At 56.3% G+C, this 18,458-nt stretch carries 19 protein-coding genes; 2 read left to right on the top strand and 17 right to left on the bottom strand.

Annotated elements, in window-relative coordinates:
- The first annotated feature begins 83 nt into the window (after positions 1 to 83).
- The gene (locus NHG65_RS19555; RefSeq protein WP_219016772.1) at positions 84 to 542 is read left to right on the top strand and encodes an inhibitor of vertebrate lysozyme family protein; all 459 of its coding nucleotides are present in this window, start codon (positions 84 to 86) and stop codon (positions 540 to 542) included.
- Positions 543 to 584: 42 nt separating this feature from the next.
- On the opposite strand, the gene gutQ is transcribed toward NHG65_RS19555, so the two are convergent.
- The 17 genes from gutQ to NHG65_RS19470 form a co-directional block, all read right to left on the bottom strand.
- Positions 585 to 1,556, bottom strand: a complete 972-nt coding sequence (gene gutQ / locus NHG65_RS19550; protein WP_499182566.1) for an arabinose-5-phosphate isomerase GutQ — start codon at positions 1,554 to 1,556, stop codon at positions 585 to 587.
- Positions 1,549 to 2,322: a glucitol operon DNA-binding transcriptional repressor SrlR gene (gene srlR, locus NHG65_RS19545; protein WP_099062630.1), complete on the bottom strand. Its 774-nt coding sequence runs from the start codon at positions 2,320 to 2,322 to the stop codon at positions 1,549 to 1,551. Before srlR ends, gutQ begins: the two co-directional genes overlap by 8 nt.
- A gap of 83 nt (positions 2,323 to 2,405) precedes the next feature.
- On the bottom strand, positions 2,406 to 2,762 hold the full coding sequence (gene gutM, locus NHG65_RS19540) for a transcriptional regulator GutM (protein ID WP_129936422.1): 357 nt from the start codon (positions 2,760 to 2,762) through the stop codon (positions 2,406 to 2,408).
- A gap of 52 nt (positions 2,763 to 2,814) precedes the next feature.
- Entirely contained in the window at positions 2,815 to 3,594 is a 780-nt protein-coding gene (gene srlD, locus NHG65_RS19535) for a sorbitol-6-phosphate dehydrogenase (protein WP_261259033.1), read from the bottom strand.
- A 10-nt stretch (positions 3,595 to 3,604) separates the two neighbouring features.
- A complete protein-coding gene (gene srlB, locus NHG65_RS19530; RefSeq protein WP_099062627.1) occupies positions 3,605 to 3,967 on the bottom strand; it encodes a PTS glucitol/sorbitol transporter subunit IIA in 363 nt (120 codons plus the stop codon).
- 26 nt (positions 3,968 to 3,993) lie between these two features.
- On the bottom strand, positions 3,994 to 4,974 hold the full coding sequence (gene srlE, locus NHG65_RS19525) for a PTS glucitol/sorbitol transporter subunit IIB (protein WP_129936420.1): 981 nt from the start codon (positions 4,972 to 4,974) through the stop codon (positions 3,994 to 3,996).
- 15 nt (positions 4,975 to 4,989) lie between these two features.
- Positions 4,990 to 5,538, bottom strand: a complete 549-nt coding sequence (srlA, locus tag NHG65_RS19520; RefSeq protein ID WP_004941528.1) for a PTS glucitol/sorbitol transporter subunit IIC — start codon at positions 5,536 to 5,538, stop codon at positions 4,990 to 4,992.
- Positions 5,539 to 5,804: 266 nt separating this feature from the next.
- A complete protein-coding gene (gene fbaB / locus NHG65_RS19515; protein ID WP_099062625.1) occupies positions 5,805 to 6,854 on the bottom strand; it encodes a class I fructose-bisphosphate aldolase in 1,050 nt (349 codons plus the stop codon).
- 213 nt (positions 6,855 to 7,067) lie between these two features.
- On the bottom strand, positions 7,068 to 7,754 hold the full coding sequence (locus NHG65_RS19510) for a GntR family transcriptional regulator (protein ID WP_129936419.1): 687 nt from the start codon (positions 7,752 to 7,754) through the stop codon (positions 7,068 to 7,070).
- 98 nt (positions 7,755 to 7,852) lie between these two features.
- Entirely contained in the window at positions 7,853 to 9,184 is a 1,332-nt protein-coding gene (locus NHG65_RS19505) for an MFS transporter (protein ID WP_207979899.1), read from the bottom strand.
- 14 nt (positions 9,185 to 9,198) lie between these two features.
- Complete coding sequence (locus NHG65_RS19500) at positions 9,199 to 10,677, bottom strand: mannitol dehydrogenase family protein (protein WP_499182565.1); 1,479 nt, start codon at positions 10,675 to 10,677, stop codon at positions 9,199 to 9,201.
- A 58-nt stretch (positions 10,678 to 10,735) separates the two neighbouring features.
- Positions 10,736 to 12,025, bottom strand: a complete 1,290-nt coding sequence (locus NHG65_RS19495; RefSeq protein ID WP_219016769.1) for an MFS transporter — start codon at positions 12,023 to 12,025, stop codon at positions 10,736 to 10,738.
- A gap of 88 nt (positions 12,026 to 12,113) precedes the next feature.
- Complete coding sequence (locus tag NHG65_RS19490) at positions 12,114 to 13,130, bottom strand: Zn-dependent oxidoreductase (RefSeq protein WP_499183496.1); 1,017 nt, start codon at positions 13,128 to 13,130, stop codon at positions 12,114 to 12,116.
- Positions 13,131 to 13,144: 14 nt separating this feature from the next.
- Positions 13,145 to 14,359, bottom strand: coding sequence for a D-mannonate dehydratase ManD (manD, locus tag NHG65_RS19485; RefSeq protein WP_499182564.1), 1,215 nt, complete (start codon positions 14,357 to 14,359; stop codon positions 13,145 to 13,147).
- 203 nt (positions 14,360 to 14,562) lie between these two features.
- Positions 14,563 to 15,480, bottom strand: coding sequence for a lipid kinase YegS (yegS, locus tag NHG65_RS19480; protein WP_499182563.1), 918 nt, complete (start codon positions 15,478 to 15,480; stop codon positions 14,563 to 14,565).
- Positions 15,481 to 15,969: 489 nt separating this feature from the next.
- A complete protein-coding gene (gene trhP, locus NHG65_RS19475) occupies positions 15,970 to 17,322 on the bottom strand; it encodes a prephenate-dependent tRNA uridine(34) hydroxylase TrhP (protein WP_499182562.1) in 1,353 nt (450 codons plus the stop codon).
- A 178-nt stretch (positions 17,323 to 17,500) separates the two neighbouring features.
- The gene (locus NHG65_RS19470) at positions 17,501 to 17,839 is read right to left on the bottom strand and encodes a YegP family protein (RefSeq protein WP_099062617.1); all 339 of its coding nucleotides are present in this window, start codon (positions 17,837 to 17,839) and stop codon (positions 17,501 to 17,503) included.
- 354 nt (positions 17,840 to 18,193) lie between these two features.
- Here NHG65_RS19470 and NHG65_RS19465 point away from each other — a divergent pair, with 354 nt between their 5' ends.
- A complete protein-coding gene (locus tag NHG65_RS19465; protein ID WP_112348659.1) occupies positions 18,194 to 18,457 on the top strand; it encodes an antitoxin in 264 nt (87 codons plus the stop codon).
- Position 18,458 lies beyond the last annotated feature (1 nt).

Below are 18,458 nucleotides of genomic sequence, written 5' to 3'. Positions count from 1 at the left end.
AACTTTTTAGCCGTGCTGTGGTCTGACTAGATTCAGGCCCGGTTTTGGCCGGGTGCGATCGAATTCAATCAAGGGAGAAGGGCATGACAGGACAAAACGCACTTCGCGGCGCCATCTTCGGCGCGTTACTCAGCTTCAGCGTGGGCAGTTTCGCCCAACAGATTGTCACCACTTCGGACGTGATCCAGCAGCCGGGCTATCAGACCAGTTGGCAGAACATGGTGAAGGGGCAGGCCCGTTTGCCGGGCTGGGCGCGCAAAGGGGTAGGGACTTCAACCCCGGCTCAAAGCCTGAGCTGGAAGGGCCAGGATTATTTGGTGGGCAATGTGTGCAAGCCCCACGACTGTGCCAACAACTTTATGATGGTGGCGTTTAAAGAAGACAAGTCGCAGGCCTGGGCGGTGCGCGTTGAAGTGGCGAATAAGCCGGAAGCGGTTGATCATCCGAAGAAATACGCCAAATACCAATGGCTGGGCAAGCCGGATGAAGACATGAAGGCGCTGCTGAAACAACAGTTCGAGAATAATCCGGACTGGAAATAAGGCGGCCAGGGGCGCAGTGCTCTGCGCCCCTAAATACCACGGTCAGCCGATACCGGCCTGATGCAGGTCGTGCAGGTTGATCGCGCCCACCAGTACGCCATCCAGATTGACCACCGGCGCGGCGCTAATGTGCTGTTCGTGCAACGCTTCCAGTGCTTCTCCGGCGCGCCATTGCTCCGGCAAACGGTAGCCGGGCCGGGTGATCGCCGGGCTTAATGCATCCTGCAGGCTATTGCCTTTCACCAGCCAGCGGCGCAGGTCGCCGTCGGTAAACACTCCCACCACTTTCTGCTGTGCGTCACACACCGGCACTAACCCCAGCCCGGTGCGACTCAGTTCGAGCATCGCTTCCATCACGTTGGCATCTTCACTGACCTGCGGCAGGCGATCGCCGGTGCGCATCAGGTGATGTACCCGATTCAGCAGGCGTGCGCCCAGGCTGCCGCCCGGATGCGAGCGGGCAAAGTCTTCGGCGTTGAAACCGCGTTGACGCATCAGCGCCATTGCCAGCGCGTCGCCCATCATCAGCGTATTGACCGCACTGGAGGTCGGTGCCAGCCCCATCGGGCAAGCCTCACGCTCAACGCTGATGTCCAGCATGCAGGCCGCCGCCTGTGCCAGCGGTGACTCTTTGCCACCGGTAATAGCGATCACCGGGATGTTATTCTCCGCCAGTAGCGGCAGGATCAGATCCAGTTCTTTGGCGCGGCCGGAGTAGGAGATAAACACCACCACGTCGTCGGCACCGATCATGCCGAGATCGCCGTGCAGTGCCTCCGCCGGGTGGACGAAGAAGGACGGGGTGCCGGTACTGGCCAGCGAGGCGGCAATTTTTTTGCCAATATGACCGGATTTACCGATGCCGGAAATCACCGCCTTGCCGCGGCAGTTCAGCAGCAGTTCGCAGGCGCAGACGAAGTTGTCGTCCAGTCGCGCCAGCAGGCGTTGTGCTTCGGTCAACTCAATTTCCAGCGTTTCGCGGGCAAAGGCCAGCAGGGCAGCGGCGTTACTCATCAAAATCTCCTACCAGAATGATATTGATCCCTTTCGCTTGCAGCGCGGCGAGGTAATCCGGGTTGATGTTTTTATCGGTGATCAGCGTGTCTACGGCGCTCAGGTCGCAGACCACGTTCGGGCTTTTGCGGCCAAATTTTGACGAATCCACCAGCAGGATAATACGGCTGGCGGCTTCGCACATCGCCTTGCTGACGTTATGCACTTCGTTAAAGGTGGTGACACCGGCGTTAAGATCCACGCCATCCGCACCGATAAAAAGTTTGTCGAAGCTGAACTGCTGGAAAGCCGATTCGGCCAGGCTGCCGTGGAAGGACGCCGATTTTTTGCGGTAAGTGCCGCCGGGCATCAGGATGGTCTGGTCGTTATCCAACTCTACCAGCGCATTAACGATATGCAGGCTGTTGGTCATCACCGTGATGTTATTGAACTGCGCCAGATGCGGCACCATTTGCAGCACCGTGCTGCCGGCATCGAAAATCAGCGAGTCGCCGTCGTTGATCAGCTTAATGGCGGCGTAGGCGATTTGGCGTTTCTTTTCGGTATTGATGTGGGTTTTGCGGTCGATGGGCTGGTCGCCATCGTCGCGGCTGAGCACCACGCCGCCGTAGGTGCGGATCACCTCGCCTTCGTCTTCCAGCAGGGTGAGATCTTTACGAATGGTGGTGCCGGTGGTGGCGAAATGTGCCGCCAGGGCATCCACTGCCGTTTTGCCATGTCGCTGCAGATATTCAAGGATAGCGGCCTGTCGCTGCTTTGGTTTCATAGCCCGTCCTGTTCACAAGAGTTGAGCATTTCCCTTCAACGAATAATTCAATATGAAAGGTAATGTCTTTTAATGTGAAAATATCATGATTTAGGGGCAATCGCTAACGATAGTGCAGTCTGGCATGCGTGATCCTCGGGGAAGATCACATCCGGGCGCAGATCCCGCTGGTGCAGGCCATGCAGCCGGGCGATCGAACGGGGTTGGGCAAAAATGGTCAGGCCGCGCATCAACATGCTGCCGCAGACCCGTTGTTCGGTGTCGAAGGCCAACGCCAGCACCACCCGTGGCCGAAAGCGCCCGCCAGAACGTCCGACACCGACGCGACCCAGTTGGCAAAGGCCGTCGAAGGCACGGTTGAAACGCTGGAGCTGCCACCAACCGAGCGCGATTTGCAGCAGCCAGGCCAGTACGGCGAAGATGATCAATGCCTGGGTCATAGTGTCTCCTGTTTATTTTCCCTCTCCAGACGGAGAGGGAGGTGTAACCCCATCAGAACATCACCTGACCGCCGGTGATGTTGATCGACTGGCCCGTGCAATAAGACGCTTTATCGCTGGCGTAAAACAGCAGGGTATTCAGCACGTCCTGGTAATCGCAACCGCGTTTCAGCGGCACCTTGTCGGTGTAATATTTTTCAACTTCATCCGGCGCGATCCCCAGTTTTTGTGCGTACTGCGGCAGCAGCGACTGGAACATGGGCGACTTCAGCAGGTTACCGAGCATCAGCGAATGTACGGTGATGCCGTACTCCGCCAGATCGAGCGCCAGTGACTGGGTCAGCCCCACACCGCCGAACTTGGCGGCGCTGTAGCCTGAGTTGTGCTTGCTACCGACCTTGCCGGACTTGGAGTTGATCTGAATGATGCGCCCGGCAACGCCGTCGCGGATCATCAGGCGGGAAAACTCGCGGGCGCAGAGGAAATAGCCCACCAGATTGACCTGCAACGAACGATCGAAATCCCCTAATGGAAAATCGGTGATCGGCGCGGCCTTGGCGATACCGGCGCTGTACACCAACAGATTAGCCTGGCCAAATTGGTTATCTACCGCCGCCGCCAAGGCAATGACGCTCTGTTCATCGGTAGCATCGGCCTGGAAACCCTGCGCGATGCCAGCGCCGTATTGGTGGTTAATCTGCTGCGCCACCTGTCGGGCGTTATCCGCGTTTAAATCGGCTACCGCCACGCGGTAACCCGCCTGCGCCAGTCCCAGGCACAAAAATGCACCTAATGTTTGGCCTCCGCCAATCACTACAGCTACTTCAGACATGGTCTACTCCTTATGCGATAAATTTCAGCGTACTGCCTAACGGGATATCCACCGGTGTGGTACCGGCTACGTGGATAGAACCGGGGAATTCAGCCTGATTTTCCCCGTCAAAACGTACGGTAAGGTGGCCCAGTTCACGCAGGTTTTGGCTGGCGACCTCGCCAACGGCGGTAATCGGATAACGCTGCTCCGCCAGCTCCATCCAGCCGCCGGTCTGCAGTTCGCCGAGGGTATTGCCGTGCCGGTGGATGAAGCAAAACTCTTCGATGTCTGCCGGTGCCCCCTCACGGAAGGTGATCAGCATGTCGTCCAGCAATGCATCGCGGGCACTGTCGCCAATCTGGGTGATGGTAGTTTGGAAAATGGTGTTCATAGCTAGCCCCTGGCAGTAAGTAAAAGTTATTGGTAGATGAAGGCCGAGGCGGCCCAGGCGATCAGCACCGTAGGTGCGCCGGTCAGGAAACGCCCGACCAAGACCGAAGGCACACCGACCCGCACCGTGTCCTGCTTGGCTTCTGCCAATGACAGACCTACCGGAATAAAGTCACAGGCGGCCTGCGCGTTAATCGCGAACAGGGCGGGCAGCGCCAGCTGCGGTGGGATATGACCCAGACCGATTTGCACCCCGACCAGCACGCCAATCACCTGGGCGATCACCGCGCCAGGGCCGAGGAATGGCGACAGCAGTGGGAAAGAACAAATCAGCGCCAGCGTCACCAGGCCAATCGGGCTGCTGGCCAATGGCGTCAGGCCGTGGGCGATAAAATCCCCCAGGCCGGAGGCCATGATGATGCCGATCAGCGCCGAGACGAACGCCATAAACGGCAGAATGGTTTTCAGTACCGTGTCGATGGTGTCGCGGCCAGACTGGAAGAACACCGCCACCACCGATCCCATACCCATGCCGACTTTCGCCAACAGGCCGTCGCTCTGTTCGGTGATTTTTTTGCTGGTGTCGTAATCCCGTCCCTTGGGTTGCGGGGCGGGGGCTGCTTGCGCTGTCTCCGTTGCCGATTCCACCCGGCTGATGTTGCTATCGCGTACCCCGGAGACGTAAATATCCTCGAGGATAAATTTCGCCAGCGGGCCAGATTGGCCGGTAGCGTGGATATTGACCGTCGGAATACGGCGTTTAGGGTACAGGCCACAGCGCAGGGTGCCGCCACAGTCGATCACCATGACGCCAATTTCATCGGCCGGCGGTTCGCCTTCCTTAAAGCCGTCGACGGCCGGCCAGCCGGTCAGTTCGCTAAGCCGATCGACGATCGACGGGCGGGTACCGGCAGTGATGTACACCACTTTTTTTCCCGGCTCGATCGGTAACTGCAACGGGCCACCCCAGCCGCTGGCGCCTTTCTCAATACGGATATAAGCACTCATGCTGTACTCCACGAATTAAAGTTGTACCTGACGGTCCAGGCGGATGCCCATCTTGCGTTCGAACAGGCTGGTGGTGAGATCGGTTACCCAACCGCGGAAAAAGTTGGTAAACAGCCCGACCAGGAAATAGCTCACCGCCAGTGGCCCCAGCGGCAGGCCGAGGGTAGTTAGGCCACTGGCGATCCCGAGGTAAACGAACAGTTCGCCGGGGTTGATATGCGGGAACAGGCCATTCATCGAGTGGCAGCTGTAGGACGCCGCCGCGTAGTAGCTGGGTTTGTATTTCTCGGGCATAAAGCGACCGAGGCTGAGGGTCATCGGGTTGCAAAACACAAAGGTGCCGATCAGCGGCAGCAGCAGATAGCGTGAAACCGGGTTCCCCGCACAGCGCTGCGCCAAGCGTTCGATACGTTCCTGGCCAACAAATTTGATCAGCGCGTTCATAATGACCAACAGGCTGATTAACAAAGGTAAAATGCCGGTCACCATGCCGACAAACACTTCACCGCCTTTCTGAAACAGGCCGATAAACCATTCGGCGCCGTGGGTGATTAGCTCAATCATTATTGTTCTCCTGAGATGGAAGGTATGGCCTGGAGCGAACGGCGGCTCTGTCGCCATGGGCCTTACACTAATCACTTTATGGATTAATTTGTTTTAAATAGATCACAGTTTGAAAGATAAATATTTTATTATGAAAGTTAATTATGAAAGAAAAATAACATTAAAGCGCGGTAGCCGTTAGGCAAGGAGGAAGATGGCAGCAGATTAAGGGCATAAAAAAGCCCGGCGAACCGGGCTGGAGGTAACAGATTTTGCGAGTGACGGGATCAGGCGATGGTGACTTTCTTGTCCAGATAGGTGTCCTGAACCGCGTTGATCAGCGCGACACCTTCTTTCATCGATTTCTTGAACGCTTTACGCCCCAGAATCAGCCCCATTCCACCTGCGCGCTTGTTGATGACCGCGGTGCGCACCGATTCCTGCAGATCGTTTTCACCGGCGGCCCCGCCGGAGTTAATCAACCCGGCACGCCCCATATAGCAGTTGGCCAACTGGTAACGCACCAGATCGATCGGGTGATCGGTAGTCAGCTTGCTGTAGACGCGGTCGTCGGTATAACCGAATTTCACCGCGCGGTAACCGCCGTTGTTTTCCGCCATTTTCTGCTTAACGATATCGGCACCGATGGTGGCGGCAATATGGTTGGCCTGGCCGGTGAGATCGGCGCTGGAATGATAATCCACGCCGTCTTTGGTAAACGCCGGATTACGCAGATAAGCCCACAGCACGGTGACCATACCCAGTTCGTGGGCGCGCTCGAAGGCGCTCGAGATTTCTTCAATCTGGCGGCGTGACTGTTCGGAACCAAAGTAAATGGTGGCACCGACCGCGACGGCACCCATATTGAAAGCCTGCTCGACGCTGGCATACAGGGTCTGGTCGTATTGGGTCGGATAGCTCAGGGTTTCGTTATGGTTCAGTTTGACCAGGAACGGAATTTTGTGGGCATAGCGGCGCGATACCGAAGCCAGCACGCCGTAAGTCGAGGCGACGCAGTTACAACCGGCCTCAATGGCCAGTTCAACGATATTTTTCGGATCAAAGTACAGCGGGTTGGCGGCGAAAGACGCGCCGGCGGAGTGCTCAATCCCCTGATCGACCGGCAGAATCGACAGGTAACCGGTGCCGGCCAGGCGGCCGTGGTTGAGCAGGCTTTGCATCGAACGCAGAACGGTGTTGGGACGGTTATTATCGATCATGATCCGGTCGACAAAGTCGGCGCCCGGCAGGTACAGATTCTCAGCAGGGATGGTAGTACAGCGGTGTTGCAACAGGTCTTCCGCTTCCTTTCCTAACAACTGCGCAATATCAGTCATGATTGTCTCCTGATTAGCTTCTTCATACACCGACAATAAAAACCATAGGGGAGATTTATTCACCGGCGTAGTAAAAAGCGGTGATTGAAGCTGTAAAAACGATAGTAATGAAATCCTGATAGCAAGGAGAAACAATAGATGCGATTGAGAGGAAATGCCATTTGGGAAGCCAAATAGCGGGGGGCGATCGCCCCCTTGAAGGTCAGTGCTTGACTATTCGGCGTCGAACCACTCGGTATTCTGCAAAGCGATGGGGGTAATGGAGTAGATCATCTCTTGCAGGTGCTCATGGATGGCGCGCTCGGCGGCATCGGCATCCTGTGCCTTCAGTGCGGCAAAAATGCGGTAATGTTGCTGGAGCAGGCTTTCCGGTGGCGAAACCTCGCTCAGGCTGAGAAAACGCACCCGGTCCATGGTGGCCTTGATGGTTTCGATGGTCTCCCAGGCCAGCGGGCATTCGGCAAACTGAGTGAGCAACTGGTGGAACTCATCGTCCAGCGCCAGGAACTCACGTGTCTGCTTGTTCTGTGCGGCCAGCTCCTGACGATGCAAATTATGCTCCAGCGTCATCAACTGTTCCGGTGTGATGCGTTCCGCCGCGCGACGTACAACAGCGCATTCTACGGCCTGACGGATAAAACGCCCATCGGCTACCCGTTTGGCCGAAATCTTCATCACGAAAGTCCCGCGCTGCGGCAGGATCTGCACCAGTCCGGCCTCCGCCAGCTTGATAAAGGCTTCGCGCACCGGTTGGCGTGAAACGCTAAAGCGGGTGGAAATCTCTTTCTCTGACAACAGCGTGCCGGGGGGAATGGTGCAGTCGACGATGTCCTTACGCAGGAAACGGTAGATTTGCTGATTAACCGGAAGGCTATTGGTGAGGCTGTAGGATTCAGACATGGAGACGATCGGTCATCTGGCTGGGATTTGGATGCCACCATACTAGCAGATTATCGTCTGATGGCGGGTGGATAAATCCACCCGCCGAATAGGACAACTCAATGATGCCAGTCCTGGTATTCCTGTTGACGCCGTTGCGGTGCGGTCTCAGGCATCAGGCTCAAGCCGATGGCCGAAATTACCCCCAATACCATCATGTATCCCGCAAGGCCGTAATAATGGCCACCGGTCATCTGCAGGATCTTCACCGCCAGCAATCCGAGGATGCCGCTGCCGATCAGCGAACCAATCTGCCAGATTAACGCAATGCCGCTGCAGCGTACGCGAGTCGGGAACAGCTCAGGGAAGAAGGAGGCCTGTGGGGCATAGCACATGCTGTGCCCGAGGGTTAACACCAGAATCATGGCGATTTGGGTTATCCAGTAGCTGTCGAGGTTTATCGCCATAAAGAATGGCACTATGCAGATCACCTGCAGCAGCGCACCGGCGATATACACGGGTTTACGCCCCAGTCGGTCGGAAAGGTGGCCCATCAGCGGGATGGCGAATATTTCCAGCAGCACCGCGACTATCATCGCTTCCAGCAGAATGCTTTCATTCAGATGATTGGCCTTGCCGTAGGCCAGCACGATCACCGTGAACATGGCGAAGGCACAGGCCTCAATCAGCTTGGCGCACACCCCTTTGCCGATCAGGCCAGGGTAGGTGCGAACCACTTCCACCACCGGTCGGCTTTCAACTGCCTTGGTGGCGCGGATTTGGTTAAATACCGGCGATTCGTCGATTTTCAGGCGAATGAATAACCCGACGATCACCAGCAGCAGGCTGAGCAGGAACGGAATACGCCAGCCCCAGTCCAGCATTTGTGCCGGCGTCAGCAGCGCGGTCAACAGGGCGAACAGCCCCGAGGGCAGCAGGAAACCGGCCGGCGCGCCGATCTGCACCCAACTGGCGTAGAAACCACGGCGCTGGGGGGGTGAGTATTCTGCGGTCATCAGCACCGCGCCAGCCTGTTCGCCACCGACGCCGAAACCTTGCAGTACGCGGATCAGGATCAGGGCGATGGGCGCCCAGATGCCGATTTTTTCATAGGTTGGCAGCAGACCGATGCAAAAGGTGCCGAGGCCGACAATCAAAATGGTGATCACCAACGCTTTCTTGCGGCCAACTTTGTCACCGATGTGGCCGAATACGATACCGCCCAGTGGGCGGGCCAGGAAACCGACCGCGTAGGTGGCGAAGGCTGCCAGTGTACTGATCAGCGGATCAGCGCTGGGGAAAAATAGTTGTCCGAAGAACAGCACCGCAGCGGTGCCATAAGCGAAAAAGTCGTAGTACTCGGCTGCCGTGCCTATCGCCGAAGCGCTGGCGACACGCCGTAATAACGGTTGATTGTCGTTGGTAACGGCTTCATGTGGGGTTGCAGACATCAGAATTCTCCCGGTTAGTATCCGTTGATGGGCAGAGCGGCCACGGTGGTCTTGGCACCCTGCGCTAACAGCGCCTGATAGGCATGGGTGACGGTATCGACGAAGCTGTGATTGGCCGGCAGATCCTGACCAAAAACCGTATCGAGCTGCAACAGGGCCAACACCCGTTCCGGGCCTTCGCGACTGTTGCCGACCAAGTTGGCGAGGCGTTCACTTAAAGGATCGCTGATCTCAATAGGCTGACCCTGTTCATCCTTGCCGCCGACGTAACGCATCCAACCGGCGACGCCTAAAGCCAGACAGCTAAAATCGCTGCCGTGCGCCAGATACCAACGAATGGAGTCCAACATGCGCTGCGGCAGTTTTTGCGTGCCGTCCATGGCGATCTGCCAGGTACGGTGCTTTAGCGCCGTATTGCGGTAACGGGCCAGTAGCGAGTCGGCGTAGTGCGTCAGATCCAGCTCACGAACCTGCAGCGTCGGTGCTTGCTCCGCCAGCATCAGGTGGCGTGCGGCTTTAACGAAATACGCATCCTGCATGCAGTCGCTGATATGCGCATAACCGGCCAAATAGCCCAGATAAGCGAGAAACGAGTGGCTGCCGTTGAGCATCCTCAGCTTCATTTCCTCGTATGGCAGTACGTCGCTGACCAGCTCAGCACCGGCCTTTTCCCATGCCGGGCGTCCCTGCGGAAAGTGATCTTCGATCACCCATTGGCGGAAGGGTTCGCAGGCGACAGCGACCGGATCGGCGATGCCACCCAGTAAATCCTCAATGTGTTGCAGCGTTTCTTCGGTGACTGCCGGAACAATGCGGTCGACCATGGTTGATGGAAAGGCGACCTGCTGTGTGACCCACGCCGCCAGATCCGCATCCTGTTGCTGTGCCAGTTGGCTGAGTACATTGCGGGTTACCTGACCGTTGGCCGGCATGTTGTCGCAGGACATTACGGCAAACGCCGGCAGGCCCCGTGCCCGGCGTAGCCGCAGCGCGGCCAGGATCAGGCCGGGGGCCGATCGCGGATGCAGCGGGTGGGCGATGTCATGCTGAATATCCGGATGCTCTGCCAACAACTGGCCGCTGGCGGGCTGATAGCAGTAGCCTTTCTCGCTGATGGTCAATGAAACGATGGCAATCTCCGGCTGTGCCATGGCTTCAAGCACGGCTTCCAGCCCGTCGACCTGCAGGTGCAGCGCCTGCCTGATGACGCCGATCGTCTGACCATGCCAGCCGTCGCCGTCCATTTCTGCAACCGTATACAGCAAATCCTGCCGTTGTAGGTCGGCGATTTTTTGCCGGCCGTTGTGCATGCTGATCACGCAGTAACCCCAGTCGCTGGCGTGCTCGTTAGCCAACTGTTCGGTATATACCGCCTGATGTGCGCGGAAGAACGCGCCAAAACCCAGATGCACGATGCGCGGTTTAATCCTTTCGCGAGCGTAGCCCGGCTGCGCAACCGCCGTCGGCAGCACGCTGTTGCTGGAAAGTGTCATGCTGAAGTTCCTGAATGTGGGGACTGAAAGCGGGGCGACGTTGGCCGCCCCGGGCAGATTAGGGTTTTGAGATTTGTGGTTGTGCGGTATTGCGCGGTGCCTTGATCACCAGCAGTACCAGTACGGCCCCGAGCGCGGCCACGCCACCCGCCAGCATAAAGGCGCTGTCGAACTTGCCGGTGTTTTGCACAATGTAGCCGGTTACCACCGGGCCAATGATGCCGGAAACGCTGCCAACCAGATGGATAAAGCCACTGGCGCCACCGACCCGGGATTTATGCACCACGTCCTGGATAATCGCCCAGTAAATCGCCCCGGTGATGTACAGGAAGAAGATCGATACCGACATCAGCATCACCGCCGGCACTACGCTGCTGACGGTACCCGCCAGTGCCACACAGATGGCCGCCGCCAGCAGGCTGGTGACCAGCACAATCTTGCGCGACAGCAGCAGCTTGCCGGTGATATTGAAAATTTTGTCGGAGATATAGCCGCCGAGCGCCAGGCCGACAAAGCCGACAATCCACGGGATCATGGTGGTGAGGCTCATTTCCTTGATGTTCAGGTTGTGTGCCTGCACCAGATAGGACGGGAACCAGCTCAGGAAGAAGAACAGGATGTAGTTGTAGCAGAAGAAGGCGAACGCGGTGACCAGGATGATCGGCTGCTTCAGGTAGTAACCCAGCCCGTGCGCGGCATTGCTCAGCTCTTCTTCGGCGCTGTGAGTCTCTTCCTTCATCTGGTTAATCAGCGCCAGCTCTTCATCGCCGATGCGTTTGCTTTTCGCCGGGTTATCCGCTACCACGAAGAACCACACCAGCATCCAGACGATGCCGATCGAGCAGATGACCATAAACGCCGGTCGCCAGCCAAATGCCAATGCTAGATAGCCGACGATCGGCCCGGCGACGGCACCGCCCAAAGGGGAACCGGCACTGAGCAGGCCCATGGCAGTCGCCGCCTGTTTCTTCGGGAACCAGCCGTTGATCATTTTATTGGCGGAGGCGCAGATTGGCCCTTCGGCCATGCCGAACAGCACGCGCAGGATCAGCATGGAATAGAAGCCGGTGGCTAATGCCGTCATGCCGCAGAAAATCGACCACAGGCCGACGGCAATGCCGAGCACTAACGTCGGGCCGAATTTGTCTACCGCCAGCCCGCCGATAAAGTTAAAGATGGCGTAGCCGAAGAAGAAGCTGCCGAAGATGATGCCGAACTGCTCGGCATTCAACATCAGATCCTTTTCGATCATAGGTACGGTAATCGACAGCGCGACGCGGTCGAGATAGTTGATCATGTAAACCATAAACAGCAGGAATACGATGGTCCAACGCAGGTTTTTAAACATAAAAGCACTCCACTTGATGTTGTTTTAATCGCGATGCTTCATGGTTGGAGAGGGCCGCTTCCTGCAGCCCCTGGCCTTGGTAGAGTAATCAATCGAATTGCAACAACACCTTGCAGCAGGTGCGCTGATCTTTTTCGAACATTAACATCGCCTGCTCAACCTCGGCGGCTGGCACGCAGTGAGTAATTAACTTCTGTGGGGCGATTTTCCCGCTGGCCATCCACTCGATGACCTGCGGGAAGCGCGCGCTGTTGAGGCGTGAGGAGAAAATCGACAGCTCTTTACTGGTGATGCTTTGTTGAGTAACGGTGCAGGCCTCGCCGGAGAACCCCATGATGCCGATGCGTGCCGCTGGGGACGCCAGGTTGATCGCCTCCTGCAAAATGGCCGGATGGCAGGCGGCGTCGACGATCAGCGTCGGGCGGATGCCGCGTCGTTCCAGTTCGGCGGGCAGCGACGCTTCGGCATTGTTGAATGTCCAGTCGGCCCCGTTTTCCTGCGCCATCTCCAGTCGTTCCTTGATGCGATCGGTGACGATCACCTGCTTCACACCGTAGACGCCTTTCAGCGTTTGGATCACCGTCAGTCCCATCGGCCCCGCGCCGTAGACAAGCGCGATATCAACGGCATTGGGCTGCAGATGGGCGGTGATATTGGCGGCAATGGTGAAGGGTTCGACCATGGCGGCGTGGCGATCGCTGATACTGTCCGGAATGCGGTAGGCGTTACGCGCCGGGGCACAGGCATAGTCACTGAAGCCACCGTCGCGGTGCACACCTATTACCTGCAGTTCGGTACAGACGTTGGGGCGGCCTATAGAGCAAGGGTAGCAATGGCCGCAACTGACCACCGGATCGACCGAAACGCGTTCGCCGAGCCGTTGCGGGTCGACATCGCTGCCGACCTGATCAATCACGCCAAAAAACTCATGACCGATCACACGCGGGTAGCGGGCGAAAGGATTATGACCATGATAAATATGCACGTCAGAACCGCAGATACCGGCAAATTTAACCTTTACCCGCACTTCATTAGCGGCTGGCTGCGGCAGAGGGCGCTGCTGGATAGCCAGCAGGCCGGGCTGTTCAATGACCACGCTTTGCATGGTGCGTTCTCCTGTTACCAGTTCCATAGGGTGCCATCCTCCAGGCGTGCGACCGGCAGGTAAGCCGGTTCGTACGGATAACGGGCGGCCAGTTTTTCGTTGAACTCAATGCCCAGCCCCGGTTTATTGCCCGGGTGCATATAGCCGTCGTTAAAGCTCCAGCTATGGGGGAACACCTCGAGCATTTGTTCGGAGTAACCCATGTATTCCTGCACGCCAAAGTTCGGCACCCACAGATCGAAATGCAGCGCCGCTGCCATGCAGATAGGCGAAAGATCGGAGGGGCCGTGCGAGCCGGTGCGCACCTGATACAGCGAGGCAAAGTCGGCAATACGGCGCATGCCGGTAATGCCGCCGGCGTGGGTCAGGGTGGTGCGGATATAGTCGATCAGCTGCTCTTCAATCAGCTGTTTGCAATCCCAGATGCTGTTAAACACCTCGCCGACGGCGATTGGCGTGACGGTGTGCTGGCGGATCAGGCGGAAACATTCCTGATTCTCCGCAGGCGTGGGGTCTTCCATCCAGAACAGGCGGTATTGCTCAACGTTTTTGCCGAAGCGTGCGGCCTCGATCGGGGTCAGCCGGTGGTGCATGTCGTGCAGCAAGTGCTCGTCAAAACCAAAGCGGTTGCGCACGGCTTCAAACAGTTTGGGGGTGAAATCGAGGTATTTCTCCGTTGACCACAGCTGTTCTTCCGGCCAGTTGCCCTTGGTGGCGGGTTCATAAGCCAACCCTTTGCCCTTGGCCATGCCGTAGGTGGTTTTCATGCCCGGCACACCACACTGGGCGCGAATGGCTTTAAAGCCCAACTCTTTATGTTTGGCGTAGTCGTCGAGCACCTCGTCGATAGAATGGCCGGTGGTGTGGCAGTAAACCATCACGCCAGTACGTGATGCGCCGCCCAGTAACTGATACAGCGGCATGTTGGCGGCCTTGCCTTTGATATCCCACAGCGCCATGTCTACGGCGGAAATGGCGGACATGGTCACCGGGCCGCGCCGCCAGTAAGCGCCTTTATAGAAGAACTGCCAGATGTCTTCGATCTGGTGGGCATCACGACCGATCAATTGCGGACAGACGTGATCTTTCAGGTAGGACGCCACCGGCAACTCGCGGCCGTTAAGGGTTGCGTCGCCGATACCGGTAATCCCCTCGTCAGTGGTGATCTTAAGCGTGACAAAGTTCCTGCCTGGGCAGGTCACAAAAACCTCTGCGTTGATAATTTTCATAGGTCTAATCCTGTTCCCACGGGTCATCATAATGGACGAAAAATACGCCATGAACTAACTACCATACAAGTATGATTTAATGAATTTGCCGGAGAGGATCACATTTTGTCGCAGAAAAGGGAGCAGCGGAGGCAAGGCAAAGGCGGACGGGTTGCCCTTATAGCAAACCGCGCCCAACCTGTGCTGGTGGGCGCTGTGGGGGACTATTTAGAGGACTGAGGTTGGCCCAGTAATCCACAGTTGGGTGGCAGGCGGCATTCGATGGCGTTGGGCAGCACTTCAATATGGAAATGAGTGCCCTTGAGCGGTTCGCCGTCGAGATTAAAAGCCATCTCATGGGGCGCATCGATTTCCAGCCACGGCAGTGCAGCGCTGATCACGTTTTTATTTTCTTCATCACTAAACAGGCTGGCCACTAACGCCGGCAGCAACTCATCAGCGATCAACAGACGCAGTTGCAGCAAGCCATCGTTGATCAGTGCGTCCGGGCATAACTGCTGCCCGCCACCGGCTTGTTTGCCGTTACCGATGCCAATCACCAGCGCATCGCCGGACCAATGGAAATCCGGCCCACGGATCTCGCAGCGATCGGCCTTGAGCGTATCCATGCGCAGTAAGCCATGAATAAAGTAGGACACACCGCCTAACACGGCCTTCAGTTTTTCCGGGGTCTCGGTCGTGATACGAGTGCCAAAGCCGCCGGTGGCCATATTGATGAAATAGCGATGATCATTCACTTTGGCCAGGTCTATCGGGACTGCGCGGCCTTTTACGGCTAAACGCAGTGCCTGCTCCGGCAGCAGTGGGATATTGCAGGCTACGGCGAAGTCGTTGGCCGTGCCCAACGGCAGAATGCCCAATACCGGCCGACCCTTGGCCGGTAAGGTTGCCAATGCTGCGGCCACTTCGTTGATGGTGCCATCGCCGCCGCCGGCAATCAGCGTGGCCACACCCAGTTGGCAGGCTTCCTGCACATATCGTGCAGCATCTCCATGCTCCCAGGTGACGCGAACGTGCAGAGTTTGGCCCTCATCCCGCAACTTCTGGACGGCAAGGCGAACCTCTTCGTTGCCGGCGCCTTTGCCATTAATGATAAGAAGCGCTGGTGCTGGTGGATGCATTCCCGGTCTCTCCCTGCGGTAAACAGATAATGAGCAACGATAAACTACCCACCCGCGGCAGGCCATCAGAATATTCAGTTAATTCTGGGTAGATGCCGTTGGGCAGAGATAATTCCTACATAATTGACTTAATCTGAGATATACGCCGCAGATGAGTTAGCGTTTTTTGTTAATGAATTAATTAACCGTTGTAGCATGGTATTTATATCGCTGTGAGGGAAGGTGCTTTTAAAAATAGATTTAAATAATGTGTTAAAAAAATGGCTGGTTATATTAGCGATACCCGAGCGGATAGGCGGTTGAAACCAAAGAAAAAGCCAGTCCAAGGGAGATTGGACCGGCTAAGGAGGTGGTTCCTAGTATTGCTATGCAAATATTTTTCGTTCTTAGTTTTAAGCAGCCTGATATTAACCAAGCTGCGGACTAATTGATGTGATCCAATTCTAATATTTGCTAAAAATCACCACTTAAAGATAGCCAGCGGAATTTTCACACCGCAGGAGTATTGGTATCAGGCAAATTGCGGATCAGCAACGCGTAATTGAGATCGATATCATGCGGGATCGGCAAATAGACGATATGCCCGTTGCCTGGCGCCACATCGATCGCTTCACCTTTTTTATTCTGCATGCTCTCCAGGGTAAACAACACGTTACCACCGGGAGTCATCATCTCTACGCCATCACCGACCATGAACTTGTTTTTCACATCCACTTCTGCCCAACCGTCACGCCTGACGCCGGTGAATTCACCGACAAACTGCTGGCGATCAGACAGTGAGGAACCGTAATCATAGTTTTGCTGGGCTTCATGCACATGGCGACGCAGGAAACCTTCGGTGTAACCCCGGTGCGCCAAACCTTCCAGTGTGGTGAGCAGGGTGGGATCGAATGGTTTGCCCGCGACCGCGTCATCAATGGCGCGGCGATAAACTTGCGCAGTGCGTGCGCAGTAGTAGAAGGATTTGGTACGGCCTTCGATTTTCAGCGAATGCACGCCGAGCTGAGTCAGACGTTCTACGTGCTGGATGGCGCGTAAATCCTTCGAGTTCATGATGTAGGTGCCGTGTTCATCCTCAAAGGCGCTCATGTATTCATCCGGCTTTTGCGCTTCGGACAGCATGAACACTTTGTCGGTTGGCGCACCGATACCCAATGTCGGTTCGACGGTTTGCACCGGGATCGGCTCATGCATATGCACGATGTTGCCGGTCTCATCCTCTTTGCCTTCTTCCGCCTTGTACTGCCAGCGGCAGGCATTGGTGCAGGTACCCTGATTAGGGTCGCGCTTGTTGATATAACCGGACAGCAGGCAGCGGCCGGAGTAGGCCATGCACAACGCGCCGTGAACAAAGATTTCCAGCTCCATCTCCGGTACCTGGGCGCGGATCTCGGCGATCTCTTCCAGTGACAGTTCGCGCGACAGGATCACTCGCGTCAGCCCCATTTGCTGCCAGAACTTCACCGTTGCCCAGTTAACCGCATTCGCCTGTACCGACAAATGAATGTCCATCTGCGGGAAGGCTTCGCGCACCATCATGATCAGGCCGGGATCGGACATGATCAGCGCATCCGGGCCCATGTCGATCACTGGTTTAAGATCGCGCAGGAAGGTTTTCAGCTTGGCGTTGTGCGGGGCGATATTAACCACTACGTAGAATCTTTTGCCCAGTGCGTGGGCTTCGTTGATCCCCTGCGCCAGGTTCTCATGATTGAATTCGTTGTTGCGCACCCGCAGGCTGTAACGCGGTTGGCCGGCATAAACGGCGTCGGCACCATAGGCAAAGGCGTAACGCATGTTTTTCAGCGTGCCGGCCGGGGAGAGGAGTTCCGGTGTAAACATAATGAGTCTCGGTCTGATTTCAGGTCAGTACCGCACCACCAAATGGCGCAGTAAAAGCGGGGGATTGTAGCGGCAGCGTGGCAAGAAATCAGCAGGTAACCGGATTTATTACAGGGAGATTGATCCTGGTCATAAGAAAAACGCGCGATGGCAGCCATCGCGCGTCGCCCAGATGAAGTTATGCGCTCAAATCGCGTACATCGGTGCTCGGGCCGTTCTTGATCACCGACTGAATACCGTTTTTTGCTGCTGTTTCAGAGCTGTACATTTCACTGACGCCGATCACCTGATGGTTCTTGGCTTTCAGTACAAAGTAAGGCTGATTGCTGGTGCTGTGTTTCAGTTCGTACTGCGCTTCGTGAGGGGAATTGGTTTGCACTGAGGCAATGCCATTTTCCGCCGAGGCCTTGCTGGCGTACATCTCACTGGCCAGAATAATTTCACCATTACTGGCTTTCAGGTTGAAGTGGTACTGTCCATTCTTTGCTTTTTTCAGCTCATAGTGACCGATTGCCATGGTTCCTCTCCTGTGGGTTCCGATAAGTGATGTAAGTGTAGCCAATAGCTTGAAATTGGGCGGCTAATAAACATGATTTGCGCACCATAGCGCAAAAAACAGGCGATTTTTTTGCGCTGGCGTTGAGTTTTAACCAGCGGATAGTGCTGTAGCACGAGAAGCTAATGGGGGATTGTGATGCGCAGAAAGTCTGCGCAGCTGGCCGCATTTTTGCCAGGGCAGTATTTCACCGACGGTCACGCCACGTTAAGGTTGGCTCGCTGCGTCATTGGCGTTCAAAAAACAAGCACAGCATCTTGGCATCGAAGCTCAACAGGCATATGCTTAGGCCTATGCCTGTCAGAGGAGATGAAAATGGAAAGAGTCGCGAAGCTGTTTAAAAACGGCAGAAATCAGGCGGTGAGATTACCCGTGGAATTTGAATTTGATACAGATCGTGTGTATATCCGCCGCGATCGGGAGGGAAACGTGATTTTATCAAAGTATCCGGCAAAACCTGACAGTTGGGCTCCACTGCTGCAAATGATCGAGCAAACTCAGGTGCCGCAGGACTTCCTGGTGGCTGAGGATCGTCAACAGGGGATCGCCATCCGCGATCCGTTCGGCGAGGAAGAGTAAG

The sequence above is a fragment of the Serratia myotis genome (genome assembly GCF_027474885.1).
GTDB lineage: Bacteria > Pseudomonadota > Gammaproteobacteria > Enterobacterales > Enterobacteriaceae > Serratia > Serratia proteamaculans.
The sequence above is the reverse complement of the archived record's forward strand: the minus strand, read 5'-3'. Positions and strand labels throughout refer to the sequence as shown.